19 protein-coding genes are annotated in these 26,007 nt (G+C 61.2%); 10 read left to right on the top strand and 9 right to left on the bottom strand.

The window, feature by feature from the left end; translation table 11 throughout:
• Window positions 1-12: 12 nt before the first annotated feature.
• The 8 genes from LK434_RS08555 to LK434_RS08520 form a co-directional block, all read right to left on the bottom strand.
• On the bottom strand, window positions 13-2,451 hold the full coding sequence (locus LK434_RS08555) for a beta-glucosidase (RefSeq protein WP_006721825.1): 2,439 nt from the start codon (window positions 2,449-2,451) through the stop codon (window positions 13-15).
• Between the two features lie 404 nt (window positions 2,452-2,855).
• Entirely contained in the window at window positions 2,856-5,645 is a 2,790-nt protein-coding gene (gyrA, locus tag LK434_RS08550) for a DNA gyrase subunit A (protein ID WP_006721826.1), read from the bottom strand.
• Between the two features lie 245 nt (window positions 5,646-5,890).
• Window positions 5,891-7,915 carry a DNA topoisomerase (ATP-hydrolyzing) subunit B gene (gene gyrB, locus LK434_RS08545; protein WP_006721828.1) on the bottom strand — a complete coding sequence of 675 codons (2,025 nt, stop codon included), beginning with the start codon at window positions 7,913-7,915 and terminating at the stop codon, window positions 5,891-5,893.
• A gap of 228 nt (window positions 7,916-8,143) precedes the next feature.
• Complete coding sequence (locus LK434_RS08540) at window positions 8,144-8,524, bottom strand: DciA family protein (protein ID WP_006721830.1); 381 nt, start codon at window positions 8,522-8,524, stop codon at window positions 8,144-8,146.
• A 39-nt stretch (window positions 8,525-8,563) separates the two neighbouring features.
• On the bottom strand, window positions 8,564-9,649 hold the full coding sequence (gene recF / locus LK434_RS08535) for a DNA replication/repair protein RecF (RefSeq protein WP_006721831.1): 1,086 nt from the start codon (window positions 9,647-9,649) through the stop codon (window positions 8,564-8,566).
• 86 nt (window positions 9,650-9,735) lie between these two features.
• The gene (gene dnaN, locus LK434_RS08530) at window positions 9,736-10,839 is read right to left on the bottom strand and encodes a DNA polymerase III subunit beta (protein WP_006721832.1); all 1,104 of its coding nucleotides are present in this window, start codon (window positions 10,837-10,839) and stop codon (window positions 9,736-9,738) included.
• Between the two features lie 393 nt (window positions 10,840-11,232).
• Window positions 11,233-13,101, bottom strand: a complete 1,869-nt coding sequence (locus LK434_RS08525) for a DnaA ATPase domain-containing protein (protein ID WP_040361728.1) — start codon at window positions 13,099-13,101, stop codon at window positions 11,233-11,235.
• An 83-nt stretch (window positions 13,102-13,184) separates the two neighbouring features.
• Window positions 13,185-14,648 (bottom strand): ATP-binding protein, encoded by a 1,464-nt coding sequence (locus tag LK434_RS08520; protein WP_006721834.1) that lies wholly within the window; start codon window positions 14,646-14,648, stop codon window positions 13,185-13,187.
• A 334-nt stretch (window positions 14,649-14,982) separates the two neighbouring features.
• Between LK434_RS08520 and rpmH the strand changes: the two genes are divergently transcribed.
• From rpmH to LK434_RS08480, 8 genes are all read left to right on the top strand, one after another.
• Entirely contained in the window at window positions 14,983-15,126 is a 144-nt protein-coding gene (gene rpmH / locus LK434_RS08515) for a 50S ribosomal protein L34 (protein WP_039910401.1), read from the top strand.
• Between the two features lie 6 nt (window positions 15,127-15,132).
• Window positions 15,133-15,477, top strand: a complete 345-nt coding sequence (gene rnpA / locus LK434_RS08510; protein WP_006721836.1) for a ribonuclease P protein component — start codon at window positions 15,133-15,135, stop codon at window positions 15,475-15,477.
• 10 nt (window positions 15,478-15,487) lie between these two features.
• Window positions 15,488-15,700, top strand: a complete 213-nt coding sequence (yidD, locus tag LK434_RS08505) for a membrane protein insertion efficiency factor YidD (protein WP_006721837.1) — start codon at window positions 15,488-15,490, stop codon at window positions 15,698-15,700.
• 30 nt (window positions 15,701-15,730) lie between these two features.
• A complete protein-coding gene (locus LK434_RS08500; protein ID WP_006721838.1) occupies window positions 15,731-16,510 on the top strand; it encodes a YidC/Oxa1 family membrane protein insertase in 780 nt (259 codons plus the stop codon).
• 60 nt (window positions 16,511-16,570) lie between these two features.
• Window positions 16,571-17,152 (top strand): Jag family protein, encoded by a 582-nt coding sequence (locus LK434_RS08495; protein ID WP_083784253.1) that lies wholly within the window; start codon window positions 16,571-16,573, stop codon window positions 17,150-17,152.
• Between the two features lie 98 nt (window positions 17,153-17,250).
• Window positions 17,251-18,021 carry a 16S rRNA (guanine(527)-N(7))-methyltransferase RsmG gene (gene rsmG, locus LK434_RS08490; RefSeq protein ID WP_006721840.1) on the top strand — a complete coding sequence of 257 codons (771 nt, stop codon included), beginning with the start codon at window positions 17,251-17,253 and terminating at the stop codon, window positions 18,019-18,021.
• An 856-nt stretch (window positions 18,022-18,877) separates the two neighbouring features.
• A complete protein-coding gene (locus tag LK434_RS08485) occupies window positions 18,878-19,678 on the top strand; it encodes a ParA family protein (protein WP_040361801.1) in 801 nt (266 codons plus the stop codon).
• Window positions 19,679-19,721: 43 nt separating this feature from the next.
• On the top strand, window positions 19,722-20,546 hold the full coding sequence (locus LK434_RS08480) for a ParB/RepB/Spo0J family partition protein (RefSeq protein ID WP_006721842.1): 825 nt from the start codon (window positions 19,722-19,724) through the stop codon (window positions 20,544-20,546).
• Between the two features lie 356 nt (window positions 20,547-20,902).
• Here the strand turns inward: LK434_RS08480 and rlmN are convergent, their stop codons facing one another.
• Window positions 20,903-21,949, bottom strand: coding sequence for a 23S rRNA (adenine(2503)-C(2))-methyltransferase RlmN (gene rlmN / locus LK434_RS08475; protein WP_006721844.1), 1,047 nt, complete (start codon window positions 21,947-21,949; stop codon window positions 20,903-20,905).
• A gap of 170 nt (window positions 21,950-22,119) precedes the next feature.
• Here rlmN and LK434_RS08470 point away from each other — a divergent pair, with 170 nt between their 5' ends.
• Both LK434_RS08470 and LK434_RS08465 read left to right on the top strand, forming a co-directional pair.
• The gene (locus LK434_RS08470; RefSeq protein ID WP_006721845.1) at window positions 22,120-23,079 is read left to right on the top strand and encodes a D-alanine--D-alanine ligase family protein; all 960 of its coding nucleotides are present in this window, start codon (window positions 22,120-22,122) and stop codon (window positions 23,077-23,079) included.
• Entirely contained in the window at window positions 23,076-26,003 is a 2,928-nt protein-coding gene (locus LK434_RS08465) for a helicase C-terminal domain-containing protein (protein ID WP_006721846.1), read from the top strand. Before LK434_RS08470 ends, LK434_RS08465 begins: the two co-directional genes overlap by 4 nt.
• Window positions 26,004-26,007 lie beyond the last annotated feature (4 nt).

Below are 26,007 nucleotides of genomic sequence, written 5' to 3'. Positions count from 1 at the left end.
CGAGCTGGGCGGTCAACCATGCGCCCACGCGCGAACGAGCGCGCGGACAACCTGCGCGAGCCCGCTCAGATAGTGACCATTGAGCATGTGGACGAACCCCTCGACAGCGGCAAGGGGAACACCGCTCGTGGTAAGTGAACGCAGCGGCATGTTCGCCGCCATCTCGCGCATCATGGTCCGCTGCACGTGATCCATCTTGCCGGTTGGCCCCGCCATCACGCGGTCGATGATGCGAAACATCCGTCGACCAAGCCAGACCGCCCCCATGTCCTCAACGGTCGAATCAATAGTCAGCGGGGTCACGGGCGGGGGCGCGGGCATTCCATCACCATAGAGGCTCTCAAATGCACGCGCCGCCTCGTCAGAAACAAAGCACCCTGGATATGGGCTCTCGTACAGGTCTCGGGAAGACACGTCCGCCGAGGATGCAGGGATCGCGCAGGCCGTCGGTGCATCACAAAGCGACAGTCGCACCGCCCCTTCTTCAAAACCCACATCGATATACGTCGACAAACGCACATCCCGACTCGAAGACGCAACTCGAACCTCGTATGCTCCCGGCCGTTCGCACCACGAATGGGCACGCGCATCCCACGAACGAAACGCCTCGACGGGAAGCGCCATCTCAACGCAGCGCTTTTCCCCGGGCGCCAAGAGCACCTTTTCAAAAGCCGCAAGGTCCTGCCGAGGGGTTGGCGGGGGCACGATGCCCTTTGCCGGTGAGACATACACCTGTACGACTTCCGCACCTTCCCGGCGCCCCGTGTTTTCCAGCACAAAGCTCACGACACCCCCGGCGATGCGAAGGTCACGATATGCAAAACTCGTGTATGACAGCCCAAAGCCAAATGGATATGCGGGCTCGACGCCCACCGCATCGTAATATCGATACCCCACGAACAAGCTTTCGCGATAGCACACCTCGCGATTGACGTCTGGAAATCCCTGCCCAAGCGCCGTGTCTTCCAACCGCTCCGGCCAGGTTTCGCCCAGCTTGCCGCTGGGATTCACATCGCCCGACAAGATGTCGACCGCCGCTCCGCCGCCCTGACAACCGGAGAGGTACATAAGCACGATGGCGGCGGGCAAATCGCGCCAAGGCATCTCCATGGGGGCTCCGCCCTGCAATACCACAATTGTTCGAGAGTTCGCGGCGCACACGCGCTCAATCAACTCAACGTGCCCCCTGGGCATAACCATGAGTTTACGGTCGAAGCCCTCCGACTCATACCGTGCGGGCAGACCCGCCACCACCACGGCGACGTCCGCACGAGCGGCGGCCTCTTCCGCCTCGCGCAACTGCTGGGGCGTGACCTCCCCCATCACAGGCTCGTATCCCTCCGCATATGTTGCGGCGTATCCGCGCTGCTCCAGGCGATACCACAGATTGTCGAGAAACTTGGGGTTTATGCGCGATGATCCTGACCCCTGATACCGCGGCATCCGTGCAAACGCGCCAATTACCGCCACGGTTTGGGAGGCCTCAAGGGGCAGCACCGCATTGTTTTTGAGGAGGACGGCGCTTTGCGCCGCGGCGCGGCGGGCGAGATCCGCGTGCGCCCGATAAAACGCCTCTTTATCGAGAACGGGCGCAGAGCGCGGCGATTCCCGAAGGCGCTCGCTAAGGCGTGCGAGCGCGGAGAGGCGTTCGTCGACCACAAGCTCATCAAGCTCACCTTCTCGCACCGCCTCACACACAGCCCGTGCATGATCCGGGCGGGGGCCGGGCATGCACAGATCAAGTCCCGCCCGCACGGACGCCACGCTCGAGCTCATGGCGCCCCAATCGCTGATCACGGCGCCATCGTATCCCCACTCCCTTCGCAACACACGTTGCAAAAGCCATTCATGCTGCGAGCAATACTCCCCATTCAGGCGGTTATATGCCGTCATGATCGCAGAGGGATGAGCCGCACGCACCACACGCTCGAACGGCGCAAGATACAGCTCACGAAGGGCGCGCTCATCGATAACCGAGTCGCTCACCATGCGAGCGTATTCCTGACTGTTACCGGCAAAGTGTTTAAGGCAGGCCCCGACCCCGCAGCTTTGAATGCCGCGTACCATGGCGGCACCCAACTCGCCCGACAAAAGAGGGTCCTCGCTGAAATACTCGAAGTTGCGGCCGCATAGCGGATGGCGCTTGATGTTCACTCCGGGGCCAAGAATCACGTCGACACCCTGTTCAGCCGCCTCCTCGCCGAGAGCCACACCCACCTCCTCGACCAGGTCACGATCAAATGAGCAGGCAAGGGCGGACGCGGTGGGAAAACACGTCGCGGGCACACTCTCGGCAATACCCAAGTGATCTTCCACGCCCTCCTGTTTGCGAAGGCCATGGGGCCCGTCAGACAGCACCAGGTTCTCAACGCCGCATGTGGAGAGGCCGTTGGTGCGCCAATGCGAGGCGCCAGCAAGCACATTTGCCTTCTCCTCAAGCGTCATCCCCATGACTCTCCTCCAAGTAAATCAATCATAGGACCCTTGTACCCATCAGTATGGCTGCAGTTGTAGCGCCCGTGCCGTCGAGGCGGCTGGCAGGGGCGCGCTCCGCGCCCTCCCGCTTGGCTCGCGAACCGCGCTACGGGGGGGGATTCGAGGGCGTGGGCGCTGGCGCCCACGCCCCCTGTATCGCAGCAATTCGCAAATGCGCGGATAATTGTTGGGATTGCCATCTATAGGAGCTATCCAAGTCAACAAACGCGCAGGTCAGGAATGCGGTGATTGTACCTGTACTCAGGAATCCGAAATTTAACCGCGCATTTGTAAAACTACGCGGCTGCAAAGCGCGCCTTCATCGGAAAGGCCCCTCGAAAGGGGCCTTTCCGATGAACCATTAACGTGCCAAACGGCGCTTACTCTCCGATCGGGTCTTCGAGCGCAGCATCATCGGCGCCGGCGTGCGCGGCCGCCGCTTCACCGGCGGCGTCCTCCTCGTCGATGGCGGGGGCACCGGCCAGCTCGTCGCCAGCTGCGGACGGGTCAAGCGGCTCTTCGCCCTCGTCCTCGACGGAATCCTCGGGCTTATCCTTACCGGCCGTCATGCGCGCGACGGCGCACACGCGGTCGCCTTCATCCACGCTCATCATCTTCACGCCCTGCGTGGCGCGACCGGTCTGGGAAATCTCGGCCGTCTTGACGCGAATGACCGTCGCGTTCTCGGTGATGATGAACAGCTCGTGCTGCGGCCCAACGACCTTCATGGCCGCCAGCGCGCCCTTGCGCTCGGTCATCTGAATCGTGTAGACGCCCTGACCGCCGCGGTTCTGCTCCGGATACTCGGCGACCGGGGTGCGCTTTCCGTAGCCGTGCTCGGTCACCACGAACAGCTCTCCACTGCCGTTGGTAATCTCCATGCCCAGGACCTCGGTACCGCCCTTCATGGTGATGCCGCGCACGCCGCTCGTATCGCGGCCGGTGGCACGCACCTGGTCCTCACAGAACATGATGGCCTTGCCGGCGGTCGTCGCCATGATGATCTTGTCACCCGGCTTGACGCGGCGGACGCCCAGCAAGCGATCCCCCGCCTTGATGTTGATGGCGATGAGGCCGTCGCGGCGCGAACGGTCGTACGCTGCCATGGCGGTCTTCTTGACCATGCCGCTCGCCGTGGCGAACATGAGGTATTCGTCCTCGGGGAACGCACGACAGGAGATGACGGAGGCGATCTTCTCGCCGTCCTCGAAAGGCAGCAAGTTCACGATCGCCGTGCCGCGGGCCTGGCGCGTGCCCTCGGGTAGCTCGTGCACCTTCAAGCGGTACACCTTGCCCTTGCTCGAGAAGAACAACACGTACTCGTGGGTGCTGGCGATGAACATCTCGTCGATGACATCGTCCTCTTTGAGGTTCACGCCCGAGACGCCCTTGCCGCCGCGCTTCTGCGCGCGGTAGGCGGCGACGGGAATGCGCTTGACGTACCCGGTGTGGGTGATGGTCACGACCATATCCTCGTCGGCGATGAGGTCCTCGACATCGAGGTCCTTCTCGACATGGGTGATCTGGGTGCGGCGCTTATCGCCGAACTTGCGGGCGATCTCGCGCATCTCCTCCTTGATCACGCCGAGGATCTTCTCCTCGTGCGCGAGCAGGTCCTCGTAGTAGGCGATGGCGCGGCGCAGGCCGTCCAGCTCCTCCTCGATCTTGTCGCGCTCGAGGCCGGTCAGACGGCGGAGCTTCATCTCGAGAATGGCCGTGGTCTGCTCGGGGCTAAAGCCAAAGCGCTCGATAAGGCGCGAGCTTGCCTCCGCGTCCGTCTGGGAGGAGCGGATGATCGAGATGACCTCGTCGATGTGGTCGAGCGCGATGAGATAGCCCTCGAGAATATGCGCGCGGGCCTGAGCCTTCTTGAGGTCGAAGCGGGTGCGGCGGGTGACGACGTCGACCTGGTGGTCGATGTAGTGCTGCAGCATCTCGCGCAGGGACAGGCACTTGGGCACGCCGTTCACCAGGGCGAGGTTGTTCGCGCCGAACGTCGTCTGCAGGGAGGTGTACTTGTACAGGTTGTTGAGGACGACCTGCGGGATCACGCCCTTCTTGAGCTCGATGACGAGGCGCAGGCCCTTCTGCGTAGACTCGTCGCGCATGTCGGAGATGCCCTCGATGCGCTTCTCGTTCACGAGGCTCGCGATCTTCTCCTGCAGCGTGCCCTTGTTCACCATATAGGGGATCTCGGTAAACACCAGACGGCTGCGGCCCGTCTTGGTGGACTCGACGTGCGCCTTGGCGCGCACGGTGATGGAGCCGCGGCCTGTCTCGTAGGACTGGCGGATGCCCTCGGTGCCCATGATGAGCGCGCCGGTGGGGAAGTCGGGACCGGGCATGATCTGCATGAGCTCGTCGACCGTCGCATCCGGATGGTCGATGAGGTAGCAGGTGGCCTCGATGGCCTCGTTCATGTTGTGCGGCGCGATGTTGGTGGCCATACCGACGGCGATGCCCTGACTGCCGTTCACCAGCAGGTTGGGGAAGCGGGCGGGCAGCGCGGTGGGCTCGGCGAGGGACTCGTCGTAGTTGGGCTGCCAGTCGACGGTGTCCTTTTGCAGGTCGCGCAGAAGCTCCATGGCGGGCTTGGCCAGGCGGGACTCGGTGTAACGCATGGCCGCCGCGCCGTCGCCGTCGATGTTGCCGAAGTTGCCGTGGCCGTCGATGAGCGGGGTGCGCATGGAGAACCACTGGGCCAGACGGACCATGGTGTCGTACACCGCGGAGTCGCCGTGCGGGTGGTACTTGCCGATAACTTCGCCGACCGTCCACGCGGACTTCTTGTGCGGGCGGTTGGGGAAGATGCCGCTCTCGTTCATCGCGTAGAGGATGCGGCGGTGCACCGGCTTGAGGCCGTCGCGCACGTCGGGCAGGGCGCGGGCGGTGATGACCGACATGGAGTACTCGATGAAGGACTGCTTCATCTCCTTGCCGAACTCGCTGATCTGCAGAGAGCCGCCGTTGATGTCCGTACCGGCGTCCTCGCCGCGGGTGTTGGCGCCAAAGCTCTCCTCGAGCTCCTCGTCGCCATCGTCTTCCTCGTCGGAGTCGGAGTCGGGGTTGTACGCCCCCTCCTCCTGCTCCTCCGCGCGGGCGAGCAGGCGCTTGAGGTCCTCGGGCATCCCCTCGGAGGCGCCGGTCTGGTCGCGCTCGTCGTTGTTCATATCGTCAGCCACGTGTTCTCCTTATCGGTCGTGGTTGCAAATCGTGTAGCGGGATGCGGAAAAGAAACGCATCTCAGCCAACTGGTCGAGTACCCGGTCAGCGAGCGACTGACAAGCGCCTTGGGTTGCCGTGAAAGAGGAGGGAAACGTACGTGCGCACGCGACCGACCATTGAGCGGCAAGGCGAGGTGCTTGGCAGCCGCGCGGCGTCGAGCCATTCCGCCGTTTGGTAAAACGGCGGAACATCAGGCATCGAGGAACCGCGCATCGTGCGCGTGCTTCTCGATGTACTCGCGTCGGTACCCAACCTCGGAGCCCATGAGCTCGCGCACGGCGCGGTCGGCGACCACGGCGTCCTCGATGGTCACGCGCTGCAAGATGCGCGTCTTGGGGTCCATGGTGGTGCTCGCCAGCTGCTTGGGGTCCATCTCGCCCAGGCCCTTGTAGCGCTGGACGGTATAGCCCTTGCGCTTCTTGGTGACCTTGCCGTTGGCCTGCTCGTCATCGGCCTCATCCGGGTTCAGGCCGAGCGCCTTGATGGAATCGCGCAGAATCTCGTCCTCCGCCTGGCGGCCGTTGGGGTACACGTAGTGGATCTTGTTGCGGACCTTGATACCGAAGATCGGCGGGCACGCCACGTACACGTAGCCCGCATCGATGAGCGGGCGCATGTACTTGTAGAAGAACGTGAGCAGCAGGATGCGGATGTGCGCGCCGTCGACGTCGGCGTCCGTCATGATGATGATCTTGTGGTAGCGGGCCTTGGTGATGTCGAAATCGCCGCCGTCGCCGTTGCCGGTCGTCACGCCGCAGCCGATGGCGGTGATGAGCGACTGGATGGTCTCGGAGGAGAAGGCGCGGTGGTCACCCACGCGCTCGACGTTCAAGATCTTGCCGCGCAGGGGCAGAATCGCCTGGATGTCTCGGCGACGGCCGTCCTTGGCGGAGCCGCCTGCCGAGTCGCCCTCTACGATGAAAAGCTCGGTCAGCTCGGCATCGCGCACGGAGCAGTCCGCAAGCTTGCCGGGAAGGCTCGCCGTCTCGAGCAGGCTCTTGCGGCGCGTGGCCTCACGGGCCTTGCGGGCGGCGTTACGGGCCTTGGACGCCTGCTGGGCCTTCTTGATGATCTCGCGGGCCTGCTTGGGGTGCTCCTCGAGAAAATCGGCAAGACCCTCGGAGACGACCTTGCGAGTGAGGGTGCGCATGAAGGAGCTGCCGAGCTTGGCCTTGGTCTGGCCCTCGAACTGCGGGTCGGCCAGCTTGACGGACACCACGGCGGTGAGGCCCTCGCGGATGTCATCGCCCGTGAGGTTGCCCTCCTTCTCCTTCAGGATGTTGTTCTTGCGCGCGTAGTCGTTGATCACGCTCGTGAGCGCCGCGCGGAAGCCCTCCATGTGCATGCCGCCCTCGATGGTGCGAATGTCGTTGGCAAAGGACACCACGTTCTCCGAGTACGAGGTGTTCCATTGGATGGCAACCTCGACCTCGCCGATCTTCTCGACGGGCGCGCCGGGCTCAGACTCACCGGACAAATAGATCGGGTGCTTGAGGCCCTCGGGCACCGTCTTGCCCTCGTTGAGGAACTTGACGAAGTCGACGATGCCGCCGGCGTAGCAAAACTCCTCCACGAGCGGGTCGGCCGTGCGCTCGTCCTTGAGGACGATTTTCAGGTTCTTGTTGAGGAACGCCGTCTGCTGCAGGCGCGTGCGCAGGATGTCGTAGTCGTAGACGGTGGTCTCGAAGATCTCCTCGTCGGGCCAAAACGTCGTGGTGGTGCCCGTGGTCTCGGATGTTCCGATCTCCCGCATCTTCTGCGTGGTCTTGCCGCGGGAGAATTCCATCTCGTAGATGTGCCCGTCGCGGCGGACCTGGACGTTCATCTTCTTGGAGAGCGCGTTGACGACGGAGACGCCGACGCCATGCAGGCCGCCGGACACCTTGTAGGCGGAGTTGTCGAACTTGCCGCCCGCGTGCAGGATCGTCATGACGACCTCGAGGGTCGGGATCTTCTTCACGGGGTGCTCGTCAACCGGGATGCCGCGGCCGTTGTCCACAACGGTGATCGAGTTGTCCGGATGCACCGTGACCTCAATCTTGGTGCAGAAGCCGGCCATCGCCTCGTCGACGGAGTTGTCCACGATCTCCCACACCAGGTGATGCAGGCCCGTGGAGCTCGTCGAGCCGATGTACATACCGGGACGGACGCGAACCGCCTCAAGGCCCTCGAGGACCTTGATCTCGTTTCCGCCGTATTCGTTCTCATTCGCCACGTATTCTCCCTTTGTAGTGTGAAATATGGCTAACCTTGACAGTTTATCCCATGATCCAATGGTAAAACGCGGCGCGCGAAAGGTTCGGAATACCTCTACAAGCCACTGAGAGGCGATTTGCGGGACATGAGCCCTCAATCGGTGGTTCACCGCCGACGTGCCGCCGCAAGCCCGTCGCAGCGGCCCGCGCACCCACCTCAATTTAGGGACTGTCCCTAAATTGAGGTGCTACCCCTCGGACTTTTTGGCAAAGCCGGGGCGCGTGGTCTTGACCACGATGTTGCCCACAGACCCGCCCAAGCGCTCCATGCGCGCGCGGATGATCTCGCGCATCATGGTGAGCTCCTGCGTCCACGACGCGCCGTCGGTGTAGACCACGAGCTCATCGCGCTCGGGCACGTAATGCAGGCCCGTCACGTGTTTGCCCTCGCGGGTGTTGGCGCAGATCTGGTTCCATGCGTGGAACACCTCGCGGCGGCGCTCGGCCTGCTTGAACTGCCGCCGCCGCTCGGGCGTGGCGCCGTCATACAGCCGGCTCCGCTCGGAGTTGATGAAATCGCCCAAACCCACCGTGGCGTTGAGACGGCCCTTCTCGGTCACACGACCCATTCACTCCCACCTTTCCGCCACCTCAAAAAGGGACAGTCCCTAATTTGAGGTGCCCACATGCACGACGCGCGCGCGGTCGAGCACTCTGTCCGTAAAGTAGCCGAGATTCGTCGTGGTGATGACCGTTTGGATGTCATCGGCGACAAACCCCATGATGGCCTCGCGCCGCGAGGCGTCGAGCTCGCTCATCACGTCATCCAAAAGCAGGAGCGGGGGGCGGCCCAAAATATCCCGCGTCACCTGCACCTCGGCGATCTTCCACGCCAGCACGATCGAGCGCTGCTGCCCCTGGCTGCCAAAGTCCCGCGCGGCGCGGCCGTCGATGGTGAACGCGATCTCGTCCCGATGCGGGCCCACGAGCGTCATGCCGCGGCGCAGCTCATCCGCGCGCCGGGCGAGGAGCTCCCGGCGAAACTGCTCCGCGATGGCCTCCCGCTCGTCGCCCAGCTCGCCCAGCGTCGACTCATACGCCACGTCCGGCGTCTCATGCGGGGCGATCGCACGGTACACCTCGACGAAATGCCCGCGGATGCGCGCGAGCAGGGCGCGGCGGTGCATGAGCAGCTGGGCGCCCGTGACGGCCAGCGACTCGTCCCAGACCTCGAGCAAATCCGCAGGGGGACAGTCGCGCAGGAGGTTGTTGCGCTGCTCGACCGTCCTCTCGTACGTCGAGAGCAGCTTGGCGTACTGGTCGTTCAGCTGCACGCCAAAGGAGTCGAGCGCGGCGCGGCGGGCGGACGCCGAGCGCTTGACCATATCGAGGTCGTCCGGGCAGAACAACACGCTGGGCAAGACTCCGCGTACGCCGGAGGCGGTGGTGCGCTTGCCGTTGCGCGTGAAAGACCGCTTTCCCTCGGCGAGCTCAAGGCCCATCTCCAAACGCCGGCCCTCGCCCTCGAGGAGCAGGCGCGCGCGGCCGGCGGGAGCGCCCTGCCTCAGCAGCTCCGAAGAAGACGGCTTGCGAAACGACGAGCCGGCGGTGAGCAGCTGCAGTGCCTCGACCAAATTCGTCTTGCCCACGGCGTTGCGTCCCACCAGGACCGTCACATGCGGGTCGAGTCGGAGCGCGTACTCGGCGAAACTGCGATATTGGACAACGGACAGCTCCGTCGCGGCAATGGTCATGATGGGGCAACCTCGGTGAGAAATAATCGGCGGCGATGGCGGCGGGGCGCTGGCCAAGGATGCGGCGGGCTCCCCTCGCGCGCGCTCTAGATGCGCACGGGCATGACCAGGTACAGGTAGTTGATCTTGTCGTAGGACTTGAACACGCCCGCCTGGTTATAGCTCTGCAGCTCCAGGGTGATCTCCTTCTCGCGCGAGAGCACGTTCAGGCAACCGAAGATGTAGTGGTAGTTGAACGCGATGACGCCCGACGCTCCCTCCGCCTCGACCTCGACGGTGGCCGTGGCGGCGTCTTGGTCGTTCGAGATGGCGGAAAGCACCATGGAGCCCGTCTCGGTGGAGATGTCGAACTTGACGGCGGAGTTTGCCTGGGCGACCGTGGACACGCGCTTGAGGGCCGAGGTGAGCGCCGCGACGTCGATCTTGACCGTGGTGGCGCAGGCGGCGGGGAGCAGCGCCTTGTAGTTGGGGTACACGCCCTCGATGCGGCGCGCCACATACGTGGTGTTTCCCGCCACAAACACGACCTGCGTGTCGGTGGAGCCGATGAGGATAGATCCCTGGCCGCCCGTGATGGCGAGCGCGTCGTTGAAGGCGTCGGCGGGGACGTTCAGCTCAAAGCTGCCCTCGAGCGTGGAGGTCTCAACCTGCGTGTCGCACACCGCCAGGCGGTAGGAGTCCGTCGCGACCAGGCGAATCGTGTTGTTCTCGACCGTCATGTACACGCCGTTCAGCACGGGGCGGTTCTTGTCGGTCGAGGTGACACGCCACACGCGGCCCACCATCTCGGTCAGGATGTTCGCGGGCAGCTCGACGGAGCGCTCAAGGGCAAAGGTGGGGAACTCGGGGAAATCGCCCGCGTCGAGCGTGTTCAGGCGAAACGCCGAGCGCTCGCACGTGATGGTGACCTGGCGCTCGGACAGCTCGAACTCCACCGGCGCGTCCGGGAGGGTCTTCACGATGTTGGAGAGCATCTTGCAGGGGATGACGACCTGCCCCTCCTCGTCAACCCGCGCGGCGATGCGGTGGCGAATGGAGATGGTGTAGTTGGAGGTTTGGAATTCGAGTACCCCGTCGGCGGCGCGCACGAGGACGCCGGAGAGGATGGGGAGGGTCGATGAGGGCGCGATGCCCTTCATGACGACGGCGATGGCATCGGATAGTGCCGACTGGCTGACCGTGAACTTCATCTCTTTATTATTCCTCTCTTAAATATATATAGGTAATAACAGTAATAACCCAGTGGACGGTGTGGACTACTCCTGTTTGCCCAGTTGGTCGTGGCGATTTCTCTCAACAATCCATTGTAGACAACCCCGCAGTTCTACCCATCCAGATTTAGCCCCGTTTTCTTTCAACCAAAAGCCGGGGTTTGTCCCCATCTTTTACCCCCGGTTTCCAACACGTTATCCACACGGCGTTTGCGGTTTTCGGTCCGCGCGCGGGTGCGTTTTTGGGGGCTGCGGGACAGTCGGGCGCGTGCCCGAGGCGCCCATCGGTGGCGTTGGCCTCCCGATGGGCGCCCGGGACACGTGGCTGCGTCGCCCAGTCGGCAGCACCGTCAAACGTGCCGGGGCGGTCGGTCACGACTTGAGCATGATCGTGTTCTTGAGGTTTTGCAGGTCCTCGCAGATCCTGCGGTCCTCGCGCATCTTGTTCTCGACCACCTTGAGCGAGTTGAGCACCGTCGAGTGGTCTCGCCCGCCGAATTCCGCCCCGATCGCCGGCGTGGTCATTTCGCACAGGCTGTTGGCCAGGTACACCGCGACATGGCGCGCGAAGGCGATGCTCGCCGTGCGGCGGGGGCCTATGAGCTCCTCGTGGCTTACGTGGTAGAACTCCTCCACCACCCGCTGCACGGTGTCGATGTGGATGACCTTGCGCGCGGTGTTGAAGTAGGTCTTGGCCGTCTCGTCGATGTCCTCGGCCGAGAGCTCCCCGCCCGCCGCCTCGCGCTCTGCGGCGAGGCCGGCGCACCGCTCGCAGAAGCTCTCGAGGTTGCGGATGTTGTTGCCCGAGATCTCCGCCATGTGGCGCAGGTGCTCGTCGGTGAGGTGCCCCTCGTGTTCGGGCAGCATGGACAGCAGCGAGGTGTCGACATTGAGCCCGTCGAGGCTCTCCGACCCGTTGATGATGTTCTCGTAGTAGCGCTTGAGGATGACGTACTTCATCTCAAAGCCGGGTTCCGACACCAGACACAGCATGCCGCGGCTAAAGCGGCTCGTGAGCCGTTCGTCCATGGCGAGGTCCTTGGGCGCGCGGTCTGAGGCGAAGGCGATCTTCTTGCCCTCGCGAATGAAGCTGTCGACAAGCTGGAAGAAGAACTCGACCGAGGCCTGCTTGCCCACGATGTTCTGGACGTCGTCGATGATGAGGATGTCGGCATCGCGGTACTCGCGCATGATGAGGCTGCCCGGCCCGCGCTGCGTGCCGAGTTCGTTCATGTAGTCGTCGAGGTAGGCCTGCGAGTTCGCGTACTTGACGCGGATGTAGGGCTTTTCCTTGGCGAGGTAGTTGCGCACGGCGAACAGCAGGTGCGTTTTGCCAAGGCCGGAGTTGCCGTAGATGAACAGCGACGGGCACTGCCCCGGCTCCTCAGCGAACGCGGCGAAGCGCATGGCGCTGTTGAACGCGTGCCGATTCTCATCTCCCGCCACGAAGCTCTCGAACGTGTATTTGGCGTTGATGTCGGCAACCGGGGCGTCATCCATCCGCGCGGCCGGTGCGACGCCCCCGCCGCTCGCCGCCGATGGACCGTAATGCCCGTCGGCTACCCTCGCGCTCGCTCCGGCGGTTCCGCTCGCCTGCGCGCCGCGCATCTCCTGCATCATGCGGCGGAACGTGTCGGCTGATACGGTGTTGACCACGTTGATTCCGCTGCGGGCCTCCTCGGTGCCCGCCTGCTTGTGCGGCGATGCGGGCGCCGGCGAGGGTATGGGCGCGGGGTTCATCGCGTCCGCCTGCATGTTGTTCGGGCGACCGGCGCGCGGTACGGGCGACGGCTCGGGCGCACCGCCGACGCGCCCCGCCTCGGCATATGCGGGAACGTGGTCGAACACGCCGGGAAACGTCGCCATGTCCTCGGGTGCATCGTCATCCTGTTCCGCCTGCGCAAGGATGCTCGCCAGGGTCGGCTCGCCCGCGCCCGGGGTCGCCTCGACCGCGGCTGCGGTCCGTTTGCCCGCACCGCGGCATCCTGCGTTTCGGTCCTCGACGACGACCTCGAGCCGCATGGGCATAAACGAGATCTCCTCCAGGTAGCCTTCGATGACCTCGCGCTGTTTTTCCAGGTACGTGCAGGCAAAGCGGCTCGGTACCGCGACGGTGAGAGATTCATCGTCAAAGTCCGACGCGCCGCACTGCTCCAGCATGTTGATGAGTCGCGGCTCGCGCCCGTCGCGCCGGCAGAACTCGATCACGTCGTCGAGGAGAATCCGCGCTTCGTTTTCCATCTTGCACATTCCTTATCTCTGGGCGGTTTGGTGATGCCCGCGCTCGCTGCGCCTTGTTGCCGGCATGCGGTCCTCGGCGTTCGTCATTGCTGTTGGGTCCATCCCTGGCCAAGCTCGGTGAGGACGTATTTTTGACCGCGCTTGTAGATGAGTCCCGTTCCCGCCAGCGTGTCGAGCTCGCGCGACCAGGTCGCATCCGAATTGCCAAACGCCCGCGTGAGGTCGGTGGGGCCGCCCTTGCCGTTCTGCGCGATGAAGCGCAGGGCCAGCGAACCTCGCTCGGTGACGTACGGGCTTGGGGGCTTGGGGCTCTCCGGTGCCTCGCCGCCCATGTTCGACGGCGGTACCGCTGCGGGATATTGAGGGGGCTGCATTGCGCTTTGCTGCCAGCCCTGGGGCGCGCCGTAGGGCTGGGCCGCGCCGTAGGCGCCTGTCATGGTGTACGGATTGGCGGGATTCCCGTATGCCTGCCATCCCGCCTGAGCGGTTCCCGGCCATGGATATCCCTGTTGGTAGTACCCAGGGTATGGCGCGCCCGGGATTGCCCGCTCGCCCGGATTGACGTAGGCCGGCTGCCCCGGCGCCGTACCCGTCGCGTGCTGGGGGTGCGCCTGCCCCGCGCCGTCGAATGCCCCGGGCGTCATCGCGGCGTGATTGCCCGCATGTTGAGTCTGCACGCCCGCGGACTCTGCGATGCCTGCCGGCATCATGTTCGGTACGGGCGCCCCGGGCCATTGCGCCTGGGGAGGCAGGGCCATTGCCTCACTCATCCCCGGCATCCCGTCGGGAAATGCTCCAACGCCTGGCATCTGCCCCGGATTGGTCGCCATCGCCGCCGAGCCCGGTTGCGCGTACGTGGGGTTTCCAGGCACCGCCGCGTTCGCCGTTCCGGGCGTCCCGTCGTTGTGGTGCCCGCCACGCACGGCCGCTCCACGTGAAACGGCGCGCTCGATCTCCGCCACGCGCGCCGCGTTGACGCTGACCGTGACGACCGTGCCAGCGCCCAAGTTGTCTTCCACCGAGATGGCGCCGCCCGCCGCCTCGACATACTGTTGGACCATGGGCAGCCCCGCGCCGGTCCCTCGTATATAGCGCTTCTTCGAGCGATCGGCGCTCGTCACGCCAAACTCGAACGCGCGCTCCTTGTCGTTGATGCCGGGGCCCTGGTCCGCGAACCTGATGGTGTCGCCGTCGTCCAGAATCGAGATGACCGGCTCGCTGAATTGCGCGTGGATGAAGTTCTCCACAAGCTCGCGAATGATCATGAGGGAGAGGTGACCGCCCTGCTCCTTCATGGTGCGGTGGACCGTGTTGGTCACATCCTCGAGGTACGTGCGCACATCGCTCTGCTCGACCACGATCACCCGCGGCGTCGAGAACATGTCGTCATACACGGATATGCGTGTGGTGTAGGTGGGCTTTTCCAGTGCCTCGGTGGATTCCCCATCGTTTTCCACCGGCTCCGCGCGCCGCCCTCCGCCAACGAGGTGCATATTGTCCGGAGCCGGGTCTCCGGAATCCACAAAAGGGTAGAAGTCTTCTGACATGGTGCGTTCTTTCTACGTTTGCCGTGAGCATAGGATAGCAGGTCACAGTGGAAGCTTTCAAAACTTTTCAACATGTTTTCCCAATATGTTGAAAAGTGTTGGAAAGAACTGAAAAGTTATCAACAAATAGCTAACAACCTGTGGAAAACTGAGTGAAAAGTTCTGAAAGATACTCGTGACGCTTTGCCTCCCGTGGACATCGATTGCGGTACGTCCGGAAAGTGTGCGCATTTCATGGCTTTAAGATTGACATTCCCGCACCATATTCCCTACAATCTCTTAGCTCACGCGTACTTTTTTCGAGTAGTCGAAACGCACCAGGAGGATGTTAACCATGAAGCGTACCTATCAGCCTAACAAGCGCAAGCGCGCCAAGACCCACGGCTTCCGTGCCCGTATGGCCACCAAGGCCGGCCGCGCCGTGCTCGCCCGTCGTCGTGCCAAGGGCCGCAAGCGTCTCACGGTGAGCGACAACTAAGCTCTCATGCAGACCATCAAGTCCCATCAGGACTTTGAGCGGGTATTCACTCAGGGGAAGCGACTCAACCACCCCCTGATTCGCATGGTTATATGTGATTGTGTCAGCGAAGGCGATCCGGCTCGGGTCGCCTTCGCTGCTGCCAAAAGGCTGGGGAACGCCGTGGTGCGCAACCGCTCCAAACGCGTGTTGCGCGAGGCCGCCCGTTCATGCCAGCTGCCCATCGAAGGCCGTGAGATCATCCTATTCGCAACGCCCCGCACGCGCTCGGCATCGCCCGAGGAGATGCGCGAGGCGCTCCAGACGCTATTGCGGCGCGCCCGTGTGGCTGCGCCCTCTGCGCGTTCGTAGCGGATCAGCGATGATCAAACGGTTTTTTCTTGCCGCGATTCACTGGTATCAGCGAAGAATTTCACCCGTTTTGCCGGATGCATGTATATACATCCCCACCTGTTCTCAGTATGCTGTTGAGGCAATAGAGAAATATGGCGTGGTCAGGGGCTGTTGGCTGGGTTTGCGCCGCATCTTGCGGTGCCATCCCTTTCATGCCGGCGGATACGACCCCGTACCGTAAGTATTGGTTCCTAACGATAGGATTGTTTGTATGTGGGACTGGATTGTTCAGATTCTCTTCCAGGCGCTGCAGCTCATTCAGGGCTTCGCGGGTGACTGGGGTCTTTCCATCATCATTCTGGTGGTGATTATCCGCCTCGCCTTGACCCCCATGATGCTCAAGTCGACCAAGTCGACCGCGCGTATGCAGGTACTTCAGCCCAAGCTCATGGAGATTCAGGAGCGCTATGCCGACGACCCGCAGCGTCAGGCCGAGGAGATGCAGAAGTTCTACTCTGAGAACAAGTTCAACCCCTTGGGTGGCTGTCTGCCCCTGCTCATTCAGATGCCGATTCTGATCGCGCTGTTCAATTTGCTGCGCGACTTGGGTCATTACTTCCCGGATGCCGCCGAGCAGGGCTTCTCCTTCTACAACATCCTGCCCAACCTCGTCATGTCTCCCGCGCAGGCCTTTGTGGACGGCTTTGGCGCCGCTCTGCCGTATCTGCTGGCCCTCATCCTGTTTGGCGTGCTCACCTTTATCCCGCAGATGTATATGACGCGCAACCAGACGGGTGCGCAGGCCCAGAGCACCAAGATGATGATGGTGGTCATGACGATCATGATGCTCTTCATGGGATGGGGCCTTCCCGCCGGCGTGCTGCTGTACTATGATGTGTCCTCCGCATGGCAGGTCATCCAGCAGATCTTCGTTACCCAGAAGGTCATCGAGAAGGCCAAGGCCGAGGAGGAGGAGCGCATGACGAATGCTCCCATCGAGGTCGACGTCGTCCGCCGCGAGCACAAGAAACGCCCGCATAAGAGCCGCTAGTCTCTGGTACTCAAGTACCGGGAATCAGTCTTTATTAGGTACCTAACAATGGAGAACATCATGGCTGACGAGCGTATTGCAGAGTTGGAAGACGAGACCCCGGCGCCGTCTTGTGATGAGATTGCTGGTGATTATCCAGAAATCGCTGCTCACTACAAGGCCGGTCTTGAGCTGACTGATGAGGAATTGGATACAGTTGCAGATGTGGCAATCTCGGTCGTGCGTTCGATCCTCGTCCACTTCGATGCCGATGACTCTCCTATTGATGAGTACGAGGGCGATGAGGGTGAGTTGATCCTCGACATCACCGCTCCAGATCTTGCCGTATTGATCGGTCGTCATGGTCGCACGCTCGAGTCCCTCCAGACTTTGGTTTCGCTGCTGGTAAGCCGTAAGCTCGGTTTCCGCTATCCTGTCTCCATTGATGTTGAGGGCTATAAGGGCCGCCGCCACGATAAGGTGATCGGGATGGCGAAGAGCGCTGCCGCTCGTGCTGTGGCACAAGGTCGCACGGTGAACCTTCCTCCTATGAGTGCTTACGAGCGTCGACTTGTTCACATCGCGCTTCGTGACGACGATCGGATCGATACGCACTCCGAAGGTGTCGATCCTGAACGTCGAGTGGTCATTACGCTTCGATAGCGAAACCAACGTATTCCTAGAGGGCACCTTCGGGTGCCCTTTTCTTATGACTGAAGTTCTTGATACACTGATTTCAGTCACAAACGATTGGATGGATTATGACCGAAGAAACAACTCGTACCATTCAGCTTCAACCCTTAGCTGAGTCTGAGCAGCAGGTCGATCAGCTCGTCCAAGAGCTTGTATCGTTGTGCGAGACTATGGAGATTGACATTGACCTTGCCTGTGCGAAGACGTGCGTGCAGCATCTGCTGCTTGTGAACCAGGTCAATCAGTATATGAATCTGACTCGCATTAAGGACATTCACGAGGCGCTTGTTCTCCACGTTGTCGATTCGCTTGCACTCACTTGCGATCTTCCCATTGAACCTGAGCGATTCCTCGATATGGGTACTGGGGCTGGATTCCCTGGTATCCCATTTGCCGTCTATACGGGGTGCGAGGGTATCTTGCTGGATTCTGTCCGCAAAAAGGTCAACGCTGTCAATGCCTTTATTGATGAGCTGGGCATTTCAAACGCTCATTCCGTCCATGAGAGGTGTGAATCTTATGCTCTGAATGAGGCGGCTTCATTTGATGTTGTCTTTGCCCGTGCCGTCGGCCAGATGAATCTCATTGTTGAGTATGGGGCACCATTTCTTGAGGATGACGGCTATCTGATTGTTGCGAAAGCCAATCCGTCGCATGATGAGAAACGTCTTGCGGAACGCACAGCCGAGGTATGCGGTCTTGAGCTCGTTGGTGTTGATGAATTTGATCTACCACGTGATCTTGGGCACCGCACCGTCTTCCTGTATCAAAAAGTCATGGAACCTCGTGTGAAGCTTCCGCGACCTGTTGGTTTGGCAAAGAAGCAATCGCTCGTATAGCTGATGTGTCTCTTTTTTAAAGGCCGCTCCATGTGAGCGGCCTTTGTTTCACGTGAAACAAAGGAACACCACTGACTCATTGAGTACTGAACGATGTTATGCATACGATGGTTGAGATAAGGTACATGTTCTCAGATTGGAGCTCGAGAACTAGAAACTTCAGCTCTAGAATATTCGGGCATGTTGCGAAACATAGAACCCTATTATGCTTAAGGCTGGAATTGAAATCATTTGATAATGAGTAATCTGGCTCGATATATGACTATCTACCAGGATTAAGGGCCTATGTTGGACTTTGAGTGTGTATTTGACTTAATGAATTCCAAATAGATACATGACTACGAATCGTATAAAGTTCTAAAAGAAATCAAGTACTGAAATAGAGAGAGTGACATAATCACTCCGTGCAGCGTGCAGCGTGCAGCGTGCAGCGTGCAGCGTGCAGCGTGCAGCGTGCAGCGTGCAGCGTGCAGCGTGCAGCGTGCAGCGTGCAGCGTGCAGCGTGCAGCGTGCAGCGTGCAGCGTAAAATGAGTAGCTAAGCGTGAGTTGGCAAGATTATGTTTAAATACAAATTGCTACCTCCGTTATGTGAAGATGCTCGACAGTGCTCTCAAAAACTAGTTGTTATATACGCATTTGCTTGATTATCGGAATTTTGATTATCGGAATTGCATGTGCTTGTAGTCGATTGAACAAGCATATTGAGAATCAAGAATTACACTCTGGTGGTTTCACGTGGAACATAATATGATTGATGGGATGTTTTGCTTGGAACGTAGGAAATTTGAGCCATGTTTCACGTGAAACTGCTGAAAATGTAGCATGAAACGCAACTATTTCAATCCGGGAGGCAGCGTGGGTTTTCGAGACGTAAAGCGTTCAAAAAGCAGCAAGCCAATGCACACCATTGCGATTATCAATCAAAAAGGTGGTGTTGGTAAGTCCACAACGACGGTGAATCTGGCTGCAGCACTCGGAAAACAAGGACGCAAGGTGCTCATCGTTGACTTTGACCCACAGGGTAATAGCACGAGCGGCATTGGTGTTGATAAAGAAGAGCTGTCACAGTGCATATACGATGCACTGCTCCATGATGTGCCTGCCGAGGAGTTGATCCACGACACGGTATGTGAGCGCGTATTTATCATTCCGGCGACCATTCAGCTCGCCGGCGCTGAAATCGAACTAGTTTCGGCAATGGCTCGAGAAACTCGACTAAAGGATTTGCTCGAGCCTGTGAAAGATGAGTTCGACTTTATCTTTATTGATTGCCCGCCATCACTTGGGTTATTGACGATTAATGCGCTTGCCGCTGCGGATAGCGTGCTCATCCCTATCCAGTGCGAGTATTACGCGTTGGAGGGCGTTACCAAGCTGCTTGAATCGATGCGCATGGTGAAGGGACGCATCAATAAGGAACTTGAAACGTACGGCGTGCTCATGACGATGTACGATTCTCGAACCTCGCTCTCCAATCAAGTGGTTGAGGAGGTTCAGAATTACTTTGGCGATATAGCGTTTAAGACCTGTATCCCGCGTTCGGTGAAGGTTTCAGAAGCTCCATCGTATGGAATGCCGGTGATCGAGTATGCACCGCAGAACAAGGGTGCCATTGCATACATGGATCTCGCAAAAGAGGTGATTCGTCGTGCCTAGTCCAAAAAAGAAGCCCGCGCTGGGTAGAGGTCTTGGTTCCTTGATGGGTGAGGCTCAGTCGGAGACGGGATTTAATCAGCCAGATACTGAAATGTCCATCGAGGATATTGTCCCCAATCCGAACCAGCCTCGCACACATTTCAACGAATCAGCACTTGAGGAATTGAGCGAGTCGATTCGAGAGAACGGTGTGTTGCAACCGCTGCTTGTTCGTAAACATGACAGTAAGTATGAGATTATTGCGGGGGAACGTCGCTACCAAGCTTCTAAAATCGCTGGTCTGACTAAAGTGCCGGTGATCATCAAGGACGTTGATGATCAGAAGATGCTTGAGCTTGCGTTGATCGAGAATCTTCAACGGTCTGACTTGAATCCCATTGAAGAGGCCAAGGGATATCGCCAGCTCATTAAGGCGAGCGGCATGACTCAGGAGGCACTGTCTAAGGCAGTCTCGAAGTCCCGCTCAACCATCACCAACTCTCTTCGGCTGCTTGACCTTCCTGAGCAGGTTCAGCAGATGATGTATGAGGGCAAGTTGACGGCAGGTCATGCGCGTGCCATTCTCGCAGTTCCGTTTGAAGAGGCCCGCATAAAACTTGCTGAAAAGGTTGTAGCTGAAGGTTTGTCAGTCCGCGCGACTGAAAATCTCGCTCCGTTGTTTTCAGTCGGAGAAACGCCTCGCGCGCCGCGTCCTGTCACGCCGCAGTCTTATAAGAAGGCAGCGCGTGTGCTGCGTCAGCTCTTTAACACCAACGTGAAGGTGCGCTCGACTCGGGGTAAGAATAAAATCGAGATTGAGTTCAAGGATGAGGATGATCTACAGCGTATCCTGATGTCCATGGTGGAAGCGGATGAGGGACGTGACTGACATGAGACGTTCGGTCCAATTGATGCTCATGGTATCGGGGTTGGCTCTTGGAGTCGCAGGTGGTTATCTAGTTGTCAAGAACAGGGATTCGATAGGCCATGCGATGCAACGCCTGGGGAGCGCCATAGATAAACCGCGGCGCCGCGCTCAGGAGATGTCCGAAGAGGTCGCCCTACGTACGGCGCGCTTGACGAACAACCCGAAAGTGAATCAGGATTGGGTTTCGAGGCAGTGGGATGCTGCCGGGTTTTAGCTAGGTGCTACGAAAAAAAACAAGATGAAAGGAGGCTGCGAATATCTTCGCAGCCTCCTTTCATGGTAAGCGCCAATGTGATCGAGTGGTTAAGATTAAGCCGCTACTGGGCACGGAACCTGCGCTGCTTGAGTTGGCCGCATGCGGCATCTATGTCGCTGCCGCGGGAGTTGCGGATGGTCGTCTCCACGCCATGCATGGTGAGTCGACGCTGGAGCGATTCGACCTTCTCGATGGGCGAAGGACGGAATGGGCTATCGGGAATGTTGTTGAGCTGAATCAGGTTGACGTGGCAGAGCGTTCCTGCGCAGAAGTCGACAAGAGCCTGCATCTCAGGGCTCGTGTCATTGATGCCATCGATCATGGCGAACTCATATGTCGGACGGCGCCCGGTCTTTTCGACGTAAAGCTGAATAGCCTCATGGAGTCGAAGGAGCGTGTATTTCTTGACCCCCGGCATGAGTTGATTGCGGGTGCCCTGAATCGCGGAGTGAAGGGAGATGGCAAGCGTGAATTGCTCGGGAAGCTCGGCGAATCTGCGGATGCCCGGGATGACGCCGCAGGTCGAAACGGTCAGGTGGCGCGCGCCGATTGCGAGTCCGTCAGGGTCGTTAAGGATGCGAAGAGCTTGGACGGTAGCGTCGAAGTTGGCGAACGGCTCGCCCTGGCCCATGAAGACGACGCTCGTCACGCGCTCGCCGAAGTCTCGCGCAACGTGAAGAACCTGATCGACCATCTCCTGCGCCGTGAGGGAGCGCGAGAGCCCTGCGAGTCCCGTGGCGCAGAATGCGCAGCCCATGGCGCATCCTGCCTGCGAGGAGATGCAGACGGCGAGCTTGTTGCGGTTAGGCATGCCGACAGTCTCCACGGAGACGCCGTCGGAGAACTGCAGGAGGTACTTGCGTGATCCGTCTTTGGAAACTTGCTTGACGAGCTCCACGGGCACATTGAACGAGAATCGCTCGGAAAGCTTCTCCCGAAGAGCCGCGGGAAGGTTGGTCATCTCGTCAAACGAACATACGTTCTTATCATGTATCCATTCGTTGAGCTGCTTAGCGCGAAATGCCGGCTGCCCGAGTTCTTTGACCAGGTCCTGCAACTCCTCGAGCGTGAGGAGGCGTATATCGCGCGAACGGGTGATGCGTTCCATTTGTCGCCTTTCGGTGGCGGGGCGCCAGGGCGTCCCAGATGCATATATGCCTATACAATAGGGTATTGTCGGGCGTTTGAGGCGCAAACGCGCGGCTATTGCGTGAAATGGACACCGCGGCGCGCAGATAAGACGCGCCCTGACGGTGAACGTGGGCGAAAGGCGGGATTATGGATAGGACGGGACGCCAGGATTTGAGGATTGCGGTCCTCGCGGGCGGGACCTCGGATGAGCGTGAGATCTCTCTCGCGTCGGGCAAAAACGTGGTGCATGCGCTTACGGAGGCGGGCTATGGGTCGGTCGAGCTCATCGACCCCGCGGCGCCGACGTTTCTGGAGCGCATGACGGGAGACGGATGGGATGCCGCCTTTATCGCGCTGCACGGGATCGGCGGCGAGGACGGCAGGATTCAGCACGTCCTCGAGTTCCTGGGCATTCCCTACACGGCTTCCTCCCCGCTCGCGAGCGGTATCGCGATGGATAAGGACCTTTCCAAGCTGCTGTACCGCCGCGCGGGGCTGCCCGTTGCCCCGAGCGTGACGTTCGGCCGCGCCGACATGCTGCCGCTGGAGGAAATCGTGGCGGTGGTGGGTGAGCAGAGCTTCGTCAAGCCCGTGGTTAATGGGTCGAGCTACGGCATCTCCCTCGCCAAAGACCCCTCCGAGCTGGCGAACGCCATCGAGGTGGCGTTCGAGCACGGCGAGAAGGTCATGGTCGAAAAGCGCGTATTCGGAACGGAGTGCTCCGTTGCCGCCGTGGGCGATGGCGAGACGCTCCGCGCCCTGCCGGTGGTCGAGATCCTCGTCCCCGAGCAGTCCGAGTTCTATGACCTTGAGGTCAAATACGCGGATCCCAAGGACCTTCACCGCATCCCCGCGTGTTTGCCCGAGGACGTGTATGCACAGGTGCAGGAGATCGCATGTCGCGCGCACGAGGCACTCGGCTTGTATGGCATCTCCCGTACGGACGTGATCGTGACGGAAGACGGGCCCGTTATTCTCGAAACGAACAACATCCCCGGCATGACGCCCGAGTCGCTCGTACCCGACGAGGCGCGCCATGCGGGCATCCCGTTCAGCGAGCTGTGTGCCGAACTCGTCGATCTGGCCCTCAAGCGAGCTGGTCGATGAGCGTGTCTGTCCCCGCCTCCCCCCTGGCGATGGCGCAGGCGGTGCTCCCGGGCACCCCGCAGGAGGTCATCGATGCGTATGCGACGCTCTCCGCCCGTGCGGAGACCCGTTCGTTTGGCCTGATAGAAGACGATGTGGTGGTGCTCGACACCGAGACGACGGGTCTTTCCCACCGGGAGAACGAGCTCATCGAGATTGCTGCCGCGCGCCTGCGCGGCAGGGAGGTCGTCGAGCGCTTCGACACCTTCATCAAGCCGCACGCGCTCATCCCGGCGGAGATCACGGAGCTCACGAGCATCACGAACGCCGATGTGGCGCATGCTCCCTCCGCCGAGGAGGCCGTGGCACGGCTCGCCGATTTTGTGGGCGGAGCTCCGGTGATCGCGCACAACGCCGCATTTGACCGTGGGTTCATCGAGGCGGTCTCGGGCGGGGCCGAGGTGACCGACATTTGGATCGACTCGCTCGCGCTCTCGCGCATTGCCCTGCCGCGTCTGAGCTCGCATAAGCTCGCCTCCATGGCCGAGTTGTTCGGGTGCTCGGGCGTGTCGCACCGCGCAAACGCGGACGTGGAGGCGCTGTGCGGCGTGTGGCGCATCCTGTTGTGCGCCCTCGACGACCTGCCCTCTGGCCTGATGCGCCGCCTGGCGGACATGCACCCGGATGTTGCGTGGAGTTACCGGCCGATATTCAGCTTTTTGGCTGGCTTGCACCCCGATGCCGTCTTCTCGCTGGTGGGCGCCCGTCAGGAGATCTTGGCGGCGGACGCCGCGACGCCGGCGTCGTCGGCGGCGCGCATGGACGCCGACGAGCTCCCCGGTCTTGAGCTGCCCTCCCGCGACGAGGTGGAGGCGTGCTTTGAGCCGGGCGGCTTGGTAAATCGCATGTATCCAGGGTATGAGCCGCGCGCCGAGCAGGTGCAGATGGCGGCTGAGGTCCGGGATGCGCTCGCGACATCGACGCACCGCGTGATAGAGGCGGGCACGGGCGTGGGCAAGTCGATCGCCTATCTGGTCCCCTTTGCCCAAGCCGCCAAGCGCAACAACATCACGGTGGGGATCGCCACCAAATCGAACAACCTGGCCGACCAGCTCATCCACCACGAGCTGCCGCGCCTGGCCCGCGAGATGGAGGGCGGCCTTGCCTATTGCGCCCTCAAGGGATACGACCATTATCCGTGCCTGCGCAAGCTCGAGCGCCTTGCCCGCGCTAACGAGGTGCAGACTACGCGCGATCCGGCGGATACCCTGACCGCGATCGCCGTCATATACGCCTACGCCTGCCAATCGCCTGCGGGCGACCTCGACAGCCTGGGGATTCGCTGGAGGAGCGTCCGCAAGGCGGATCTCACCACGTCTTCTCGCGAGTGCGCTCGCCGGCTGTGCCCGTTTTACCCGGATAAGTGCATGGTACACGGCTCCCGCCGCCGTGCAGCCCGTGCGGACGTGGTAGTGACCAATCACTCGTTGCTCTTCCGCAACGTGGCGGCAGATGGAAAGATCTTGCCCCCCATTCGCCATTGGGTGGTCGACGAGGCCCATTCCATTGAATCCGAGGCGCGACGTCAGTGGGCGCTCACGGTTTCGGCCGAGGAAAGCCGGTCGATCTTCGAGCGCTTGGGCGGCGCGCGCACGGGCGCACTGGGCAAGATCGCGCGCGACCTTGCCACGTCCGACGCGGCGACGCTGTTCATGGGGCTCACCGCAAAGGCGACCGCGACGACGCAGCGGGCGTCCCTCGCCATGGCCGAGCTGTTCGACGCCGTGCGCGATCTTGTGCGTTCGGGTCGTGCGGACGGGTCCTATGACAACGCGAACATGTGGATTAGCCGCGAGACGCGCGAGAGCGACGCATGGGGCGTGTTCGCCGAGGTCGCGCAGACCGCGCTCGACGCGCTCGATGAGGCCTCCAAGAACCTCGCATCGCTCGTGGAGACGGTCGCCCAGGAAAAGCCCGAGTTCGTGACGGATGTGGCGGACGGCCAACGGCGTCTTAAGGAGACGCTCGACGCCCTCAAGCTCGTGGTCTTGGGAACGGACGAGCGATACGTCTATTCCTGCCAGGTGAATCGGCGCCTCAAGGCCGGTGGGGAGAGCCTGAGCGCCGAGCGCCTCGATATCGGTGAGGCATTGGCGGAGAGCTGGTTGCCGGAGATGCATACCGCTATCTTCGCCTCGGCGACCATGACCGTGTCGGGCAGTTTTGACCACTTCACCCATGCGGTTGGGCTTGACCGCCTCGACCGGCGCGCGTATCGCTCTTTGCATCTCGACTCGAGCTACGATTTTGAGCGCAACATGGCGGTCGTGGTCGCGGGGGACCTGCCCGACCCCCGCAATCGGGCGGCGTACCTCGACGCCATGGAGTGTCTGCTGGTCGATGTGCATGTGTCCATGGGCGGCTCGACACTCACGCTGTTCACCAATAGGCGCGATATGGAGGAGCTGTTCGAGCGGGTTGCGCCCCGCTTGGCGCAGGAGGGGCTGTCGCTCGATTGCCAGCGAAAAATGGCGTCCGCAAAGCTGCTGCGCGACCGGTTCCTCTCCGATACCGCCAGTTCGCTGTTTGCTCTCAAGGCGTTTTGGGAAGGCTTCGATGCCGCCGGCGAGACCTTGCGCTGCGTGGTGATTCCCAAGCTGCCGTTCTCCAGCCCGACGGACCCGCTCTCATGTGAGCGCGGCGTGCGCGAGGATCGGGCATGGGCCCGCTACTCGCTGCCCGAGGCGGTGCTGGAAGTCAAGCAGGCCGCCGGCCGTCTGATCAGGACGTCGACCGATTCCGGTGTGCTCGTGCTGGCCGATTCCCGCCTGGTGACCAAGGGGTACGGCAAGAAGTTCCTCTCGTCGCTCCCGGCTCCGTATCAGCGCATCGAGTGCGCTCAGGTGGGAAAATACCTGCAGCTTTGGCGGGCGAGCCATCGGTAGCGGC

It is taken from the genome of Collinsella stercoris DSM 13279 (assembly GCF_020735465.1).
Classification (GTDB): Bacteria; Actinomycetota; Coriobacteriia; order Coriobacteriales; family Coriobacteriaceae; genus Collinsella; species Collinsella stercoris.
Note: the sequence above shows the minus strand (reverse complement) of the source record. Positions and strands in the feature narration are given on the sequence as shown.